Raw genomic sequence first — 15,978 nt, forward strand, 5'->3', positions numbered from 1 at the left:
CCGCGGAGGCACCGCCACGGGGATTCAAAAATAGAGTCTTCAAAATAACAAAAACAGGCAGGGAAGAATCCGCCATGGGCTTTTTCGAAAAGGGCGCCATTCGCATTCATTATCTGGAGGCGGGCTCTGGCTTCCCGCTGCTCCTGATCGCGGGCGGCGGATTGAACTCGACGATTGAAGGTATCACCGGCGCCTATCCGCCGTTCAACGCCATGGAAGAGTTCAAGAGCGAACACCGCTGCGTTGCCTTCGACCTGCGCAACGCGCCACCCGGCAAATCAACTGGCCCGCTCGAGATCGACCGTCCCTGGGATTCCCATACCGATGACCAGTTGGCGCTGATGGATCACCTCGGCATCGACAGGTTCATGGTGCTGGGTTTTTGCATCGGCGGCCCGCTGATCTGGAATCTGCTCAAGCGCGCGCCGAACCGCGTCGTCGCCGGCGTGCTGGTGCAGCCGTCGGGCTCGCGCCCGGAAATGCGCGACCTGTTCTACCAGAACAACATCAAGGGCTGGGCGCCGCAGTTGCTCGCGCAGCGGCCCGACCTCACGATGGAGCAGGCCGAAAAATTCCTGACCAAAATGTACCGCACCGATCCCGACTTCGTGTTCACCGTGACACGGGATTTCGTCCGCAACTGCCAGACGCCGGTCTTGGTGCTGCCCGACGACGTCCCGGCGCATCCCTACGACGTCGCCATGGAAACCGCGATGCTGGCGCCGAACGCCGAAGTCAGCCTGTTTCCGTGGAAGGAGCCGAAAGAGCGGATTCCGCTCGCGGTGCGCCAGATCCGTTCATTCCTGCGCGCACACCGGCCGGCCTAGGCCGAGGTCTTCGCGCCGCCGGCGGGTGGAAACACCACGCGGTCATCGGTGCGGCAATAGCGGTCGGCGAACATGCGGCCGATCGGGTGATAGCGCTCCATGTGCACGCGCATGGCGTCACGGTCCCACAGATCGTCGCGGATATGGAACTGGATGCCTTCGCCCATGATCAGCATGCGGTCGCCGTTGACGTCGATGGTCTTCCAGGTCCTGCACTCCATCGCAAACGGCGCGTCGGCGAGCCGCGGCACCGCGATTTTGGTCGAGGGCGCCAGCTTCAATTTGAGATAATCCGGCTCGCCGATGTCGGGCGGAAAATCACCGCTGGATTCATGCATCGCCAGCGCCAGGGGCTCGTCGGTCAGATTGACCACGAATTCGCCTGACCGTTCGATGTTGATCTGGGTGTCCTTGGCGCGGCCGTCGGGGCGGCGGTTGGCGGCGAACATGCAGAGCGGCGGATCCTCGCAGAACACGTTGAAGAAACTGAACGGTGCGGCGTTGACCACACCGGATGGCCCCACCGTCGTCACCCACGCGATCGGCCGCGGCAGCACGAACGACGCCAGCACCTTGTAACGCTCGCGGGGCTTGAGGTCCGAGGGGGCGTATTGCATGGAGCTCTCGCGGTAGGGGCAAAGAGGGCCTGAGTTCTTCCGTCATTGCGAGCGAAGCAATCCATAGCGCCGCGTATGTAGGCATGGATTGCTTCGTCGCTTTGCTCCTCGCAATGACGGTTGTGTCGGCCTTTGCGAAACAAACCCTACGGCATGCTCAGTTCATGCCGGCCAACCACCATCCAGTGCACTTCATCCGGACCGTCGGCGAAGCGCAGATGGCGGACGTCCTGGTACATCTCGCCGAGCGGGCTCCACTGCGAAATGCCGGTGGCGCCGTGCATCTGGATCGCCTGGTCGATGATCTTGCAGGTGCGCTCCGGCACCATGGCTTTCACCATGCTGACCCAGATCCGCGCTTCCTTGTTGCCGAGCACGTCCATGGCTTTCGCCGCCTTCAGCACCATCAGCCGCATCGCCTCGATCTCGCAGCGCGCCTGCGCGATAATCTGCAGGTTGCCGCCGAGATGGGCGATCTTCTTGCCGAAGGCTTCGCGGGTGAGGCCGCGCGACACCATCAGGTCGAGCGCCTTCTCCGCCTTGCCGATCGTGCGCATGCAGTGATGAATGCGGCCCGGTCCGAGCCGGACCTGCGAAATTTCAAAGCCGCGGCCTTCGCCGAGCAGCATGTTTTCCTTCGGCACGCGGCAATTGTTGAAGCGCAGGTGCATGTGGCCGCGCGGCGCGTGGTCGTGGCCGAACACGTGCATCGGTCCGAGGATCTCGACGCCGGGGGTGTCGATCGGCACCAGGATCTGCGACTGCTGCTTGCTGGGCGGCGCATCGGGATTGGTCTTCACCATCACGATCATGATCTTGCAGCGCGGATCGCCGGCGCCGGAGATGTAATATTTCTCGCCGTTGATCACCCATTCGTCGCCGACGAGTTTGGCGGATGTCGAAATATTCTTGGCGTCGGAGGAGGCGACATTGGGCTCGGTCATCGCATAGGCCGAGCGGATCTCGCCGGCCAACAGCGGCTTCAGCCACTTTTCCTTCTGCGCCTTGGTGCCGACGCGCTCCAGCACTTCCATGTTGCCGGTGTCGGGCGCCGAGCAGTTCATGGTCTCCGAAGCCAGCGGGTTTTTCGCGAGCTCTACCGCGATATAGGCGTAGTCGAGATTCTTCAGGCCCTGGCCGGTCTCGTCGTCGGGCAGGAAGAAGTTCCAGAGGCCTTCTTCCTTGGCCTTGTCCTTGGCCTTCTGCAGCACTTCGAGCTGAGCCGGCGTGAAGCTCCAGCGATCGGTCTTTTTCTCGCCGTGCTTGAGGAACTCGACCGACATCGGGTCGACGGTTTCGCGGATGAACTTCTTGACGTGCTCGTACAGCGGACGAACCTCGTCCGACATCCGCAAATCGTTCAGTTCCTCGCCGGGATTGAGGTTGTAGGTCGTGGTTCGCGGGATATAGGCGTGTTTCATGGATTATTCCTCCCATTTGCGCAGATCGTTTGTCTGCGGGCGCGCGCTCGGCTCGTTGGCCGGCAATGTAGACGCCGGGGAGGGACTTGTACAAGCATGCGCCGTAGCGCATTTTTCTTCTGGGGGAATATGACCGCTGGTCCCGAATGCTGGGAATACAGGCCCGCCGAACGCATCGGGAACGATCCAAAAAAGATTGCGCACAACGTGCACACACCTAGCCCTCGCCGACCGGCTGGCGCATGAATGGCCGGCTGTGAGGCGATGCTGACAACAGATTGCAATGGGAGAGATTTCTGATGAAGACGGCCATCACCGAATTGTTCAACATCAAGCATCCGATCATTCAGGGTGGAATGCACTATGTCGGCTTCGCCGAGCTCGCCGCCGCGGTCTCCAATGCCGGCGGCCTCGGTATCATCACCGGACTGACGCAGCGCACCCCCGAATTGCTCGCCAAGGAAATTGCCAAGTGTCACGACATGACGGACAAGCCGTTCGGAGTGAACCTGACCTTTCTGCCTGCGTTCACCGCGCCGCCCTATCCGGAATATATCGCCGCGATCAAAGAGGGCGGTATCAAGGCGGTCGAAACCGCCGGCCGCAGCCCCGAGCAGTACATGCCGGCGCTGAAGGCCGCCGGCATCAAGGTCATTCACAAATGCACCTCGGTCCGTCACTCGCTCAAGGCCGAGCAGATCGGCTGTGACGCCGTCAGCGTCGACGGTTTCGAATGCGGCGGTCATCCCGGCGAGGACGACATCCCGAACATGATCCTGCTGCCGCGCGCCGCGGACGAGCTGAAGATCCCGTTCGTGGCGTCGGGCGGCATGGCCGACGCGCGCAGCCTGGTCGCCGTGCTCGCCATGGGCGCGCAGGGCATGAACATGGGCACGCGCTTCATGGCCACCAAAGAGGCGCCGATCCACGACAACGTCAAGAAGGCGCTGGTGGCGGCGTCCGAACTCGACACGCGGCTGGTGATGCGCGCCATCCGCAATACCGAGCGGGTGTTGAAGAATGCCGCCGTCGACCATCTGCTCGAGATCGAGCGCGAGAAGGGCGCCAAGCTGAAGATCGACGACATCCACGACCAGGTCGCGGGCGTCTATCCGAAGGTCATGATCGAGGGCCAGATGGATGCCGGCGCCTGGAGCTGCGGCCTGGTCGCGGGATTGATCCACGACATTCCGACCGTCAAGGAACTGATCGATCGCATCATGACGGAGGCCGAGCAGTTGATCCGGGGCCGGCTCACTGGCCTCCTCGACGACGACACGCTGTCGAAGAAAGTGGCTTGAGGGTTAGACCGAAAGCAATCTTTCCGTCATGGCCGGGCAGCAGCGCGAAGCGCGTCTTCGCGCTAGATGTCCCGGCCATCTACGTCTTCCTTGCTGCGCGAAGACGTGGATGCCCGGGACAAGCCCGGGCATGACGGAGTAGATGCGGCGTTCGCCAACCCATCGAGCTCGACGTGCGCCGAACTACGGCAGCGGCATTCCTCTATTGAAACCAATCAGGTTGCTGGTATCGACCGGCTGGAGATCGCTGACCGTGCTGTCGCCCAGAAACGCGTCGAGTGCGGACTGGATCGCTTCCTTGGCCTTCTCCGGGCCGCGATCGCTCATCCAGGTGTGCTGATATTTGGTATGCACGATGTCGATGCCGTCGGCCTTGGCCTGCGCAGGCGTCGGCAGCACGCCGGGATCGGTCTGGAAGTGCGGATCCTCCGAACGGAACGAAAGAATCTTCATCCTGTCGCTGAGCACGAAGGGCACGCGCAGATTGTCCAGGGTGACGACTTTTGCCGTCAGGTCCGGATGCTGTTTGGCGAAATACATCGCGGTGTCGCCGCCGTTGGAGTGGCCGACCAGCGTCAGGTGATCGAAATCCGCGTTCGGATGAAGTTTCTTCAACCGGTCGATCGCAAACAGGATGTTGGCTTCGCCTTTCTCGTAGACCTCGAGCCGGCCGACATAGGGCATGCCGATCTTGGTCACGAGCGGCGGGTCGCCCGGGATATCCTGCTGGATGCTGACAACCAAATATCCCCGCGCTGCGAAGACGTTGGCGAGAAATGAATACTCGGTGTTTCGCACGGTGTTGCCGTTGGAGATGATGGCCACCGGAAGCTTCCAGTAACCGGCATTGGCCTTCATCTCGTAATCGCTACGCACGGCGACATCGACCGGGACCGGCCGCTGTCGCGCCTGGTCGAACAGGTCGATGGTTTCGTGCCGGATGCCCCATTTGCTGATGGCATAGTATTGCGCGCCGACAACGGCACACAGACACGCCAGAACTGTTAGCCCGCGCCTCATCGTTTCCGTCCCAAATCAATCTACTTCAAGATGTGGTGACTTAACGCGCGGACGGCCATTCCGGATGCCCCTCGACGGACATTAAATTTAAGAAAGCGTGCGGGGGCAGGGGAACCTATCCGTGCTTCGTAGGGTAGGCGTAGCCGTAACCCACCATTTTCGCCGCGGGAGAGCCGCGGGAGAGAGGAGAGGTGGGTTACGCCTTGCGGCCAACCCACCCCACGAAGTCAGCTCATCCGGTGCATCGCGCAGATCTTGTTGCCGTCTGGATCGCGCAAGTAGGCCAAATACAGTTTGCCCGCGGCACCCTCGCGCACGCCGGGCGGATCTTCGCAAGGCGTCGCGCCATGGGCGATGCCCGCCGCGTGCCAGGCGTCGGCTTGCTCGGGCGAGTTGGCGGCAAAGCCGATGGTGCCGCCATTGGCAAAGGTCGCCGGCTCGCCGTTGATCGGTTTCGACACCGAAAACGTGCCTGTTTTGGTGAAGTAGAAAATACGGTGGCGGTCCACCTTGGCGGGCCGGACGTCGAGCGTGCCGAGCAGCGCGTCATAAAACGTCTTGGCCCTTTCCAGGTCGTTGGTGCCGATCATGACATGCGAAAACATTCTTCATTTCCTCTCGATTATTCCCGGACGTTTGATGTTGGCCGGGTAACGGCCCTGAGCGGCGCCGCAAATCGACGCTAGCAGCGCCGCTTCGATTACGGAAGCCGAGCGCGGTGCTCAAACGTGACATGCGAATGGGCAGATCGGCTCGGCACGCGACCCGCGCTGCCGCCAGGCAAGGCAGACCGCCTGCCGCAGCGGCAGTCCGGCGGTAACGCCTTGTTGACCAAGCGGTTTTCGTCGGGCTGCCATTCCCGAACGGCGCTTGTGCAATGCAGCAAAAATCGTACAAGGGACGCTGATCCGCAAAGGAATTTTAGTGTCCGATATCAATGCCGACGCCTGGGTGTCCTCAGGCCACCGCCCGATGGGCTTTCCCGAATTCGTCGTCGTGATCGCCTCGATCATGGCGCTCAATCCGCTGGCGATGGACATGATGCTGCCGGCGCTGCCGAACATCGGCTCGGCATTCCACATCACCGTCGCCAATCGCCCGCAAATGGTGCTGTCGACGTTCCTGCTCGGCTTCGGCGTCGGCCAGTTCGTGATGGGACCGCTATCCGACCGGTTCGGCCGCCGCCCGGTGCTGATCGGGGGCATGACGGTCTATTGTATTGCCAGCCTGCTCGCGATCGCGGCGCCCTCCTTCGAGACCTTGTTGCTGGCGCGTGCGCTGCAGGGGCTCGGTACCTCGGCCACCCGCGTCATCGCCGTTTCGATCGTTCGCGACTGCTATGCCGGCCGCCGGATGGCGAGCGTGATGTCGCTGGCGATGATGGTCTTCATCGCCGTTCCCGTCATTGCGCCTTCGTTCGGTCAGGCCGTGATGCTGCTGACGCAGTGGCGCGGCATCTTCATCGTGCTGATGCTCTACGGTGTGGCCGCCCTGATCTGGAGCGCGCTGCGGATGCCGGAGACGCTGCCGGTTTCCGAACGCAAGTCGATCGCGATCCCCGAGGTGCTCGGCGCGTTTCGCCAGACCGTGACCAACCGCCAGACCATCGGTTATGCGCTCGCGGCCGGATGTGTGCAGGGCTCGCTGTTCGCCTTCGTGTTCTCGTCGCAGCAGATATTCACCGAGATCTTTCACCTCGGGCACTATTTTCCGCTGGCATTCGCCGCGGTCGCGGTGGGCGTCGCCGTGGCGGGATTCCTCAATGCCAAGATCGTCGGCCGGGTCGGCATGCGCGTGATGTCGCATACCGCGCTGGTCACCTTCGTGGCCGTCGCGGGGATCATGTTTGTTACCGCCAGAATGCAGATGCTGTCGTTCGCGCCGTTCATGGTGCTGGCGGCCCTGATGATGTTCGCCTTCGGGCTGATGATGGCCAACTTCACCGCGCTGGCGATGGAGCCGCAGGGACATATCGCCGGCACCGCGTCGTCGCTCTACGGATCGATCACGACGCTGCTCGGCATCGGCATCGGCACGACGATCGGCCAACATTACGACGGCACGCTGCTGCCGTTCACGACCGGCTTCTTCCTCTGCACGCTTTCGGCGCTCGCCGTCGTGCTGGTGGTGGAAAAGGGCCGGCTGTTCAAGGCGCACAAGTTCGTCGTGAGCTAGGCCTCGGCGCGCTTCGATTTAGAGGCCTGCGGAGAGACCAATGGCCCCATGCGGGCATATACCTCTTTCGGCACGCCGTACTGCCGCATCATGCGTGCGCTGTCGTTGAAACCGCAGGCTTCGCGTTGCGCGACGAACAGCCAGAGCGCATAGCCGGCCTGTTCGACGAGCTTGCGGCGGGTTTCGCGATCGGAATCGGCCGTCCTCGGACAGGCGGCAAGCGCCGCCAGCGCGCGAAGGCGGAAGCAATCCAGCTATCTGTTATGCCGCGCGATGGATTGCTTCGCTGGCGCTCGCAATGACGTGGATAGAGTAGGCGCGTCGCCGCTACGACCGAATCCTCAAAACGCCGTATAGCCGCCGTCGATCACAAAAGTATCCGCCGTATGATACGACGATGCCTTGCTCATGATGTAGACCGCGATGCCGCCGAAATCCGTGGGTTCGCCGAAGCGGCGCACCGGAATGCGCGGCATCACGTTGGCGACGAACTTGTCGTTGGCCATGATGCCAGCGGTCATGTCGCTCTTGATCCAGCCCGGCAGAATGGCATTGGCGGTGACGCCGTAGCGCGCCAACTCGACGGCGAGCGCGCGGCACAGCGCATTCAGCGCGGCCTTGGTGCCGGCATAGTGCTCGTTGCGCGCGGTGCCGAACAGCGAAGCGAGGCTCGAGGTTGCGACCAGCCGGCCGAACTTGTCGCCGGCCTCGGCGCGCTCGGTCATGTGGCGGGCGGCGACCTGGAATACGTGAAAGACGCCGTCGAGATTGGTCGCGAACATCTTGCGCCACTCTTCCTCGGTGCGGTCGATGAAGGCACGCCGTCCGCCGCCGCCGATGCCGGCATTGGCAAAGCAGCCGTCGACCCGGCCAAATTTGTCGAGGGTGGCTTTCATCGCGGCCTTCACCGAAGCCGGATCGGAGACGTCGCAGATCTGCGTGTCGACCTTGCCGGTGCCGGAAGCCATGGTCGCCGCCGCGCTCTTGTTTTTGTCGGCGTTGCGGCCCCAGATCGAGACGTTGCAGCCTTCGGCGTGCAGCGCCTGCGCGATGCCGAGGCCGATGCCACCGTTTCCGCCGGTGATGACCGCCGTGCGGCCGGTGAGGTCGAAGATGCTCATATTGATATCCCTTCGGTATTCCCTTGGGTGTTTCCATTTGGTGCGGCGCGCGTTAGTCACTGCGTCCAGTGGCGGGCACGTGTTCAGGGGCAACCATGGACAAGGCCATCCAGAAAATCAAATATGGGCCGAGACATCAAATCTGCCTATCGCGCCCAAAAATAGCGCGTAAACGCAACTCACGAGGAAACAATGCAGTTCAAGCACGTCACGCTCGATTTCGATGGTTCGGTGGCCATCCTTAAACTCGACCATCAGGAAGTCATGAACGCGGTCTCGGTCGACATGCTGGGCGGCCTCGGCGAGGCGCTGGATGCGATCGAGGAGAAGCGTGCCGAGGTGCGCTGTCTCGTCATCACCGGCGCCGGTCGCGCGTTCTGCACCGGCGCCAACCTGCAGGGCCGCAACAACGCCAAGCCCGGCAAGGTCAATGCCGGCGCCGCGCTGGAAACCGCGTTCCATCCGTTCCTGCGCCGCCTGCGCAACCTGCATTGCCCGATCGTGACCGCGGTCAACGGTCCCGCCGCCGGCGCCGGCATGAGTTTCGCGCTGATGGGCGACATGATCCTGTGCGCGCGTTCGTCCTATTTCCTGCAAGCGTTCCGCCGTATCGGCCTGGTGCCGGATTGCGGCTCGACCTGGCTGCTGCCGCGCATGATCGGCAAGGCGCGTTCGGTCGAACTGTCCCTGATGGGCGAGCGGCTGCCGGCCGAAAAGGCACTGGAATGGGGTCTCGTCAACCGCGTCCACGACGACGCAGCCCTGATGGAAGAGACGATGAAGCTCGCGCATGATCTGGCCAACGGCCCGACCATCGCGCTGTCGCTGATCCGAAAACTCTATTGGGACAGCTCGGAAAATTCCTACGAGGAACAGCTCAACCTCGAATTCGAATCGCAGCGCATCGCGGGCTCCGCGGAAGACTTCAAGGAAGGCGTGACGGCCTTCCTCGAAAAGCGCCCCGCCAAGTTCCAGGGAAAATAATTCAAGGCAAATGATCCAGAGCAAATGATCGAACAGCAACTCGGACGCTGCGTCGCCTCCTGGTATCCGGGGGCGACCGGCGTCACTGGCGCCGCAAAACTCTCCGGCGGCGCCAGCCAGGAGACCTGGAGTTTTGACATCGTCCATGCCGGCGGCACGTCGGGGGCGATCCTGCGCCGCGCGCCGCCCGGCTATGGCGCCTCGCCGGGGCGCGCCGCCGGGCTCGATGCCGAGGCGACGCTGATGCAGCTCGCACATGATGCCGGCCTGCCGTCACCGCGCGTGATGCATGTGCTCAAGCCCGAGGACGAACTCGGCACCGGCTTCATCATGCAGCGGATCGAGGGCGAGACCATCGCGCGCAAGATTCTGCGCGATGAGGAATTTGCCAAGGCACGCCCGCTGCTGGCGCGGCAACTCGGCAAGGTCGTTGCCGGCATTCACGGTCTGCCGGCGGCGAAATTGCCGAAGCTGCGCGAGATGACGGCGACGAAAGAGATCGCCGATCTTGAACGGGAATACCGCAGCTTTGGCTGGCCGCGGCCGGTGTTCGAACTGGCGCTGCGCTGGCTGCGGGAACGCGATCCCGGACCTTCGAAAGAGGTGACGCTGGTGCATGGCGATTTCCGCCACGGCAACCTCATCATCGGCGCCGACGGCGTCCGTGCGGTGCTGGACTGGGAGCTCGCGCATTTCGGCGATCCGATGGAGGACCTGGGCTGGATCTGCGTCAACTCCTGGCGGTTCGGCGAGATCGACAAGCCGGTCGGCGGCTTCGGGTCGCGCGAGGATTTGTTCGCGGGCTACGAGGAAGCCGGCCGCAAGGTCGATCCCGATCGCGTGATGTTTTGGGAAGTGATGGGCACGCTGCGCTGGGGCATCATGTGCTGCGGCATGATGCAGCGGTTTCGTCAGGGACCCGATCATTCGATGGAGCGCGCCATGATCGGCCGGCGTTCGTCGGAGACGGAGATCGATTTGTTGCGGCTGTTAGCCCCACGGGGAAAATAAAGATGCAGGACGAACCGACACCCATCGAACTGATCAAGGCGGTCGCCGACTTCCTGCGCAACGAGATCACGCCCGCGATCAAGGGCCATAACGCCTTCAAGCTCCGCGTCGGCATCAACGCGCTCGATCTTGTCACCCGGCAACTGACGCTGGCTGATGATGGCGATGCGGCGGAGGCCGCTCGGCTGAAGCAGTTGCTGGGTGCCGACGGCTCGTTGATCGAACTCAATCGCGTGCTGTCGGACAAGATCGCCAAGGGCGAAGTCGATTTGCAGACGCCGGGGCTATCAGAGCATTTGTGGCAAACGACGATGGACAAGCTCGCCGTCGATCAGCCGAATTACGGGTCGTATAAAAGGGAGCTGGGGAATAAGTGACCAACTCCGTCATTCCGGGGCGATGCAAAGCATCGAACCCGGAATCTCGAGATTCCGGGTTCGCATCTTCGATGCGCCCCGGAATGACGACTACGTCGTCACTTCCCCAGCCACTTCGGCGGACGCTTCTCCGAAAACGCCTTCGGGCCCTCGATGTAGTCCTGCGAAGCCGCCATCGCCTTCACCGCGGGGTATTCGCGCTGCTCGGCAATCGCCTGCTCCAGCGAGACTTCGAGGCCCCTCTGGATCGCCTGCTTGGAAGCGCGGATCGACATCGGCGAGTTCTTGCAGATGGTCTCGGCCCAACGCTCGGCGGCCGCCATCAGCTCAGCCTGCGGAACCACTTCGTTGACGAAGCCGAGTTCGAGGCCTTCCTTGGCCGACACGTGGCGCGCGGTCAGGATCATGCCCATGGCACGCTTGAGGCCGATCTGGCGCGGCAGGCGGTGCACGCCGCCGGCCAGCGCAGCCAGGCCGACGCGCGGTTCGGGCAGCGCGAAGGTCGCGTTGTCGGAGGCGATGATGAGGTCGCAGGCCAGCGCGATTTCAAAACCGCCGCCCATCGCAACGCCGTTGACGGCGGCGATGATCGGCTTGTCGCAGTCGAAGCGCGAGGTGAGGCCGGCGAAGCCGCCCTTGTCCCAGCCGCGCTTGCCGCCCGCCGCCTGCCACTTCAGGTCATTGCCGGCGCAGAACGCCTTGTCGCCGGCGCCGGTGACGATCGCGACCCACTGGTCGGGGTCGGCACTGAAATCGTCGAACACCTTGTTGAGTTCGAAATGCGCGTCGGTATGCAGCGCGTTGTACACCTCGGGGCGCGACAGCGTGACGATCGTGATCGGTCCCTTGCGCGTGACCTTGGAGAATTTCAGATCCATGTTTGCTCCCGTGTTGATTTTCTGCTGCGAAGAATATTCGCCGCGATACTAGCGCCTGCGCGGCTGATGATACCATCCAATTACGCAACGCGCCCGCGCGTGCCAAGCGTTATTCCCTCGCTTGACTTGGGCGCGGTCTTCCAACCTTAATCGATCCGAGCAGGAGCGCTTCGCAGCGCCTAAACGCAAATCATAAAATCAACATTTCCGGGAGAGACCGCCTTGGATTTCGCCTTACCCGCCGACCTCGTCGCCTATCTCGACGAACTCGACCGCTTCATCGCGCGCGAGATCAAGCCGCTGGAAGAGGCCGATGACAACATCCGCTTCTTCGATCACCGCCGCGAATGGGCGCGCACCGATTTCGACAATGGCGGCCTGCCGCGGCACGAATGGGAAGTGCTGCTGCGCAAGGCCAAGAATCTCGCCGACGCCGCCGGCCATCTGCGCTTTGCGATTCCAAAGCGCTACGGCGGCAAGGACGGTTCCAACCTCTGGATGGCCGTGATCCGCGAGCATTTCGCGTCACAAGGTCTCGGCCTGCACAATGACCTGCAGAACGAGCATTCGATCGTCGGCAATCTGCCGATCGTGACCATGCTCGACCGTTACGGCACCGACGAGCAGAAGGCGATGATCGACGGCTCGATCACCGGCAAGTACCGCATCACTTTTGGTCTGACCGAACCCGAGCATGGCTCCGACGCGACACATATGGAAACCCGGGCGGTGCCGGCGACACGCGACAACGTCAAGGGCTGGCTCGTCAACGGCCAGAAGATGTGGACCACCGGGATGCATGTCGCGACGCATTGCGCGCTGTTTGCGCGCACGTCGGGCGAAGACGGCGACGCGCGCGGCATCACCTGTCTGCTGGTGCCGGCCAAAGCCGAGGGCGTGAAGGTCGAGGAGTACATGTGGACCTTCAACATGCCGACCGACCATCCGCGCGTCAGCTTCACCGACGTGTTCGTGCCCGATGATGCGCTGTTCGGCGAGGTCGGCCGGGGCTTGTCGCTGGCGCAGTGCTTCGTGCACGAGAATCGTATCCGGCAGGCGGCGAGCTCGCTGGGCGCCGCCGTCTACTGCATCAACGAGAGCGTCAAATATGCGCGCGAGCGCAAGCCGTTCGGCAAGGCGCTGGCCGAGAACCAGGCGATCCAGTGGCCGCTGGTGGAATTGGCGACCCAGGCCGAGATGCTGCGGCTGTTGATCCGCAAGACCGCGTGGGAGATGGACCAGCTTACCCAGGCGCAGGTCGAGCACACGCTGTCCGACAAGGTCTCGATGTGTAATTTCTGGGCCAACCGTCTGTGCTGCGAAGCCGCCGACCGCGCCATGCAGGTGCATGGTGGCATGGGCTATTCACGCCACAAGCCGTTCGAACACATCTACCGCCACCACCGCCGTTACCGCATCACCGAAGGCAGCGAGGAAATCCAGAAGCGGAAAGTGGCGGGATTCCTGTTCGGCTATATGGGGGCGGGGAAGCATTAAGGGATCACGCACGGTCGCCGTTCCGCGCTCCGCCGTCATACCCCGCGAAGGCGGGGTACCCAGTACGCCGCGGCCGTGCGGTTCAATCACAGGCGTCTCTGGAATACTGGATCACCCGCATTCGCGGGTGATGACAGCTAGAGGATCAATTCACTTGGCGATCCTTCCCCGCCCAATACGGATCACGCAAATTCCGCCGCAGGATCTTGCCGGAGGGATTGCGGGGCAGGGCTTCGAGGAAGTCGACCGACTTCGGCGTCTTGAAGCCGGCGATGCGCTCGCGGGTGAAGTTGATGATGTCGGTCGAGGTCGCCGCCTTGCCCGGCTTCATCACCACGACGGCCTTGACCGCCTCGCCCCATTTGTCGTCGGGGACACCGATCACGGCGGCTTCGGCGACATCCGGGTGGTCGCAGATCGCGCTCTCGACTTCGGCGGGGTAGATGTTCTCGCCGCCGGAGATGATCATGTCCTTGATGCGGTCGTGGATATAGAGGTAGCCGTCCTTGTCCATGTAGCCGGCATCGCCGGTGCGCAGCCAACCGTCGGCGCCAAGAGCCTTGGCCGTGGCCTCCGGCAAGTTCCAGTAGCCGGCCATGTTGGAGCCGGAGCGGGTAGCGATCTCGCCGACTTCGCCCGGCGGCAACGGCCTGCCGTCGGCGTCGAGGATGGCGAGTTCAATGCCGGGCAAGGCCTTGCCGGCCGAGCGCATGCGGTCCAGCCCCTCGACATGATCCTCGGGCGGAAGTGCTACGATGGTGCCGGTGGTCTCGGTCATGCCGTACATCTGCACGAAGCCGCATTTGAAGACCTCGATGCACTCCTTCAGCAGTGCCGCCGGGATCGGCGAAGCGCCGTACAGCATGTATTTCAGCCGCGAGAAATCCACCTGCCGCGCGCGGGGCTGCCGCACCACGAACTGCATCGCGGCCGGCACCATGAACAGTTTGGTGATTCCGGACTGTTCGAAGAAATCCAGCACCTTGGTCGGGTCGAACTCGCGCGCGATCACGCCCTTGGCGCCGTGATAGAGGCCCATCACGCCCCAGCCAGAGCCGCCGATGTGGAAGATCGGCATCGCCACCAGCGAGACGTCGTCGGTCGACCACCGGTTCCATTCGGGCTTCTCGGCCTCGTTGCCGGTCTGCACCAGGTTGAGGAAGTTGGCGTGCGACAGCATCGCGCCCTTGGGCTTGCCGGTCGTGCCGGAGGTATAGAGCTGGATCGCGATCTCCTTCGGGCTGATCGGCACGCTCGGATCGTCGCCGCTCGCGGCGTCACGCCAGGCTGTGAAATCCTGCCATTCCGGCGCGCCGCCTTCGGTGGTGATGATGTGCCGCACGTCGGGCAATTGCGGCTGGAGGTTGCGGGCCTGGGTGATGAATTCCGGTCCAACGAACAGCACCGGCGCCTTGCAGTCGCCGACGATGAAGGCGACCTCGGGGCCGGCGAGCCGCCAGTTCACCGGCGCCATCACCACATTGGCCTTCATGGCGCCGAGCAGCAGTTCGAAATAGATGTCGCTGTTCTTGCCGAGATAGGCGATGCGCTCGCGTGGGCGCACGCCGAGCGCGATCAGCGCATTGGCGACGCGGTTGGTCTTGATGTCGAATTCGGCGAAAGAGGTAGGGCGCCCCTCGAACTCATAGGCCAGCGCGTTGCCGCGGCTCCTGGCGCGCTCGCGCACCATGTCGGCAAGGTTGGTCAGTTGCTGTGTGGACATGTCTCTCCCGTGGCGTCTTATTTTCGTTGCGCGGAGTTTGGCGTCATCCGGCAACAAAGACAATACGGGAGCGACTCATCCCCGCGCGGCCCGATCCTTTTCGTTCTGCGCCTTGATGGTGTCGCGCGCCTTGGCCCAGTCGTCGTCGCTCCAGGCGCGCAATTCGTAGAAATTTCCGCCGGTGGCCAGCGCCTGCGCGCCGTCCATGGCGATGGTTTCGCCGTTGATCCAGTCGCAGCCGCCGGAAATCAGGAATACGGCAAGGTTCTGCAATTCCTCCATCGAACCGACCCGGCCCATCGGATTTCTGGCAATGGTGCGTGCGCCGGCTTCCTCGTTGGGATTGAGGCGCTTGCTCATGCCTTCGGTCGGGATTTCGCCGGGCGCGATGGTGTTGAGGCGGATGCCGTATTTGCCCCACTCCATCGCCAGCGACATGGTCATGGCGTGGATCGCCGACTTGCTCATCGCCGACGGCACCACATAGGGCGAACCGTTGCGGACCCATGTCACGGTGATCGACACCACGTTGCCAGGCACCTTGTCGGCGATCCAGCGCCGGCCGACGGCGTGGGTCACATAAAAAGTGCCGTGCATCACGATATTCGCGACCGCATCGAAGCCGCGCGGCGTCAGGTCCTGCGTGCGCGAGACGAAGTTGCCGGCTGCGTTGTTGATGAGATCGGTGAGGGGACCGGCGACGGTCCATATCTGCTCGATCATTTCATCGACCGCCATCGAATTGCGGATGTCGACGCCGTGGCTGACCACACGCCCGCCGTGCAGGTCCATCAATTCGGTTGCGGTCTCGTCGCAGACGCTCTTGCGGCGGCCGCAGATATGGACCTCGGCGCCGAGTTGGAGGAACCGCGCGGCCATAGACTTGCCGAGGCCGGTTCCGCCTCCGGTCACGAGAATGCGCCGCCCCGCGAGAAGCTGATCGTTGAACATCGTTTCCACCTAAAGGGATTGTTCTGTTAATTGGTCGATTGACTAAATCCGGACAACGCCGTTCTGTAAAGCGGC

General features: G+C 62.9%; 16 protein-coding genes. 7 read left to right on the forward strand and 9 right to left on the reverse strand.

Translation table 11 applies throughout. The features are described from left to right. Positions 1-74: 74 nt before the first annotated feature. The gene (locus FFI89_RS10790; RefSeq protein WP_138836315.1) at positions 75-827 is read left to right on the forward strand and encodes an alpha/beta fold hydrolase; all 753 of its coding nucleotides are present in this window, start codon (positions 75-77) and stop codon (positions 825-827) included. On the opposite strand, the gene FFI89_RS10795 is transcribed toward FFI89_RS10790, so the two are convergent. Further along, positions 824-1,444, reverse strand: a complete 621-nt coding sequence (locus tag FFI89_RS10795; RefSeq protein WP_138836317.1) for a flavin reductase family protein — start codon at positions 1,442-1,444, stop codon at positions 824-826. The genes FFI89_RS10790 and FFI89_RS10795 overlap by 4 nt on opposite strands. Before the next feature lie 146 nt (positions 1,445-1,590). Then, positions 1,591-2,865: an acyl-CoA dehydrogenase family protein gene (locus FFI89_RS10800; protein WP_138836320.1), complete on the reverse strand. Its 1,275-nt coding sequence runs from the start codon at positions 2,863-2,865 to the stop codon at positions 1,591-1,593. A gap of 299 nt (positions 2,866-3,164) precedes the next feature. Here FFI89_RS10800 and FFI89_RS10805 point away from each other — a divergent pair, with 299 nt between their 5' ends. Next, positions 3,165-4,166: a nitronate monooxygenase family protein gene (locus FFI89_RS10805; protein WP_138836322.1), complete on the forward strand. Its 1,002-nt coding sequence runs from the start codon at positions 3,165-3,167 to the stop codon at positions 4,164-4,166. Positions 4,167-4,349: 183 nt separating this feature from the next. Here the strand turns inward: FFI89_RS10805 and FFI89_RS10810 are convergent, their stop codons facing one another. Together FFI89_RS10810 and FFI89_RS10815 are read right to left on the reverse strand one after the other, a co-directional pair. Further along, on the reverse strand, positions 4,350-5,186 hold the full coding sequence (locus FFI89_RS10810; RefSeq protein ID WP_138836324.1) for an alpha/beta hydrolase: 837 nt from the start codon (positions 5,184-5,186) through the stop codon (positions 4,350-4,352). Positions 5,187-5,413: 227 nt separating this feature from the next. After that, on the reverse strand, positions 5,414-5,791 hold the full coding sequence (locus tag FFI89_RS10815) for a VOC family protein (RefSeq protein ID WP_138836326.1): 378 nt from the start codon (positions 5,789-5,791) through the stop codon (positions 5,414-5,416). Positions 5,792-6,110: 319 nt separating this feature from the next. On the opposite strand from FFI89_RS10815, the gene FFI89_RS10820 reads away from it, so the two are divergent. Next, positions 6,111-7,361, forward strand: a complete 1,251-nt coding sequence (locus tag FFI89_RS10820) for a multidrug effflux MFS transporter (RefSeq protein ID WP_138836328.1) — start codon at positions 6,111-6,113, stop codon at positions 7,359-7,361. Here the strand turns inward: FFI89_RS10820 and FFI89_RS35345 are convergent. Together FFI89_RS35345 and FFI89_RS10825 are read right to left on the reverse strand one after the other, a co-directional pair. Next, positions 7,358-7,615: a DUF6665 family protein gene (locus tag FFI89_RS35345; RefSeq protein ID WP_371722507.1), complete on the reverse strand. Its 258-nt coding sequence runs from the start codon at positions 7,613-7,615 to the stop codon at positions 7,358-7,360. The two genes, FFI89_RS10820 and FFI89_RS35345, sit on opposite strands and share 4 nt — an antisense overlap. A gap of 87 nt (positions 7,616-7,702) precedes the next feature. Further along, complete coding sequence (locus FFI89_RS10825; RefSeq protein WP_138836330.1) at positions 7,703-8,482, reverse strand: SDR family NAD(P)-dependent oxidoreductase; 780 nt, start codon at positions 8,480-8,482, stop codon at positions 7,703-7,705. A 192-nt stretch (positions 8,483-8,674) separates the two neighbouring features. On the opposite strand from FFI89_RS10825, the gene FFI89_RS10830 reads away from it, so the two are divergent. The 3 genes from FFI89_RS10830 to FFI89_RS10840 are packed head-to-tail and all read left to right on the forward strand — an operon-like array spanning position 8,675 to position 10,854. Next, a complete protein-coding gene (locus FFI89_RS10830) occupies positions 8,675-9,466 on the forward strand; it encodes an enoyl-CoA hydratase/isomerase (protein WP_138836332.1) in 792 nt (263 codons plus the stop codon). 24 nt (positions 9,467-9,490) lie between these two features. Next, positions 9,491-10,477: a phosphotransferase family protein gene (locus tag FFI89_RS10835; RefSeq protein ID WP_138836334.1), complete on the forward strand. Its 987-nt coding sequence runs from the start codon at positions 9,491-9,493 to the stop codon at positions 10,475-10,477. A 2-nt stretch (positions 10,478-10,479) separates the two neighbouring features. Further along, positions 10,480-10,854 (forward strand): DUF6285 domain-containing protein, encoded by a 375-nt coding sequence (locus tag FFI89_RS10840; RefSeq protein ID WP_138836336.1) that lies wholly within the window; start codon positions 10,480-10,482, stop codon positions 10,852-10,854. 98 nt (positions 10,855-10,952) lie between these two features. Here FFI89_RS10840 and FFI89_RS10845 read toward each other — a convergent pair whose 3' ends face one another. Continuing rightward, positions 10,953-11,732 (reverse strand): enoyl-CoA hydratase-related protein, encoded by a 780-nt coding sequence (locus FFI89_RS10845; RefSeq protein ID WP_138836338.1) that lies wholly within the window; start codon positions 11,730-11,732, stop codon positions 10,953-10,955. Between the two features lie 222 nt (positions 11,733-11,954). Here FFI89_RS10845 and FFI89_RS10850 point away from each other — a divergent pair, with 222 nt between their 5' ends. Continuing rightward, positions 11,955-13,229, forward strand: coding sequence for an acyl-CoA dehydrogenase family protein (locus tag FFI89_RS10850; protein ID WP_138836340.1), 1,275 nt, complete (start codon positions 11,955-11,957; stop codon positions 13,227-13,229). A gap of 145 nt (positions 13,230-13,374) precedes the next feature. Here FFI89_RS10850 and FFI89_RS10855 read toward each other — a convergent pair whose 3' ends face one another. Continuing rightward, positions 13,375-14,952 (reverse strand): fatty acid--CoA ligase, encoded by a 1,578-nt coding sequence (locus FFI89_RS10855; protein ID WP_138836342.1) that lies wholly within the window; start codon positions 14,950-14,952, stop codon positions 13,375-13,377. A gap of 75 nt (positions 14,953-15,027) precedes the next feature. After that, positions 15,028-15,903, reverse strand: a complete 876-nt coding sequence (locus FFI89_RS10860; protein WP_138836343.1) for an SDR family oxidoreductase — start codon at positions 15,901-15,903, stop codon at positions 15,028-15,030. Positions 15,904-15,978 lie beyond the last annotated feature (75 nt).

This window comes from Bradyrhizobium sp. KBS0727 (genome assembly GCF_005937885.2).
Lineage (GTDB): Bacteria > Pseudomonadota > Alphaproteobacteria > Rhizobiales > Xanthobacteraceae > Bradyrhizobium.

Bases quoted from the DNA above. Each gene is read 5' to 3' on its own strand.
- FFI89_RS10790 (WP_138836315.1), top strand. From the start codon at position 75: ATGGGCTTTTTCGAAAAGGGCGCCATTCGCATTCATTATCTGGAGGCG.
- FFI89_RS10795 (WP_138836317.1), bottom strand. From the start codon at position 1,444: ATGCAATACGCCCCCTCGGACCTCAAGCCCCGCGAGCGTTACAAGGTG.
- FFI89_RS10800 (WP_138836320.1), bottom strand. From the start codon at position 2,865: ATGAAACACGCCTATATCCCGCGAACCACGACCTACAACCTCAATCCC.
- FFI89_RS10805 (WP_138836322.1), top strand. From the start codon at position 3,165: ATGAAGACGGCCATCACCGAATTGTTCAACATCAAGCATCCGATCATT.
- FFI89_RS10810 (WP_138836324.1), bottom strand. From the start codon at position 5,186: ATGAGGCGCGGGCTAACAGTTCTGGCGTGTCTGTGTGCCGTTGTCGGC.
- FFI89_RS10815 (WP_138836326.1), bottom strand. From the start codon at position 5,791: ATGTTTTCGCATGTCATGATCGGCACCAACGACCTGGAAAGGGCCAAG.
- FFI89_RS10825 (WP_138836330.1), bottom strand. From the start codon at position 8,482: ATGAGCATCTTCGACCTCACCGGCCGCACGGCGGTCATCACCGGCGGA.
- FFI89_RS10830 (WP_138836332.1), top strand. From the start codon at position 8,675: ATGCAGTTCAAGCACGTCACGCTCGATTTCGATGGTTCGGTGGCCATC.
- FFI89_RS10835 (WP_138836334.1), top strand. From the start codon at position 9,491: ATGATCGAACAGCAACTCGGACGCTGCGTCGCCTCCTGGTATCCGGGG.
- FFI89_RS10840 (WP_138836336.1), top strand. From the start codon at position 10,480: ATGCAGGACGAACCGACACCCATCGAACTGATCAAGGCGGTCGCCGAC.
- FFI89_RS10845 (WP_138836338.1), bottom strand. From the start codon at position 11,732: ATGGATCTGAAATTCTCCAAGGTCACGCGCAAGGGACCGATCACGATC.
- FFI89_RS10855 (WP_138836342.1), bottom strand. From the start codon at position 14,952: ATGTCCACACAGCAACTGACCAACCTTGCCGACATGGTGCGCGAGCGC.
- FFI89_RS10860 (WP_138836343.1), bottom strand. From the start codon at position 15,903: ATGTTCAACGATCAGCTTCTCGCGGGGCGGCGCATTCTCGTGACCGGA.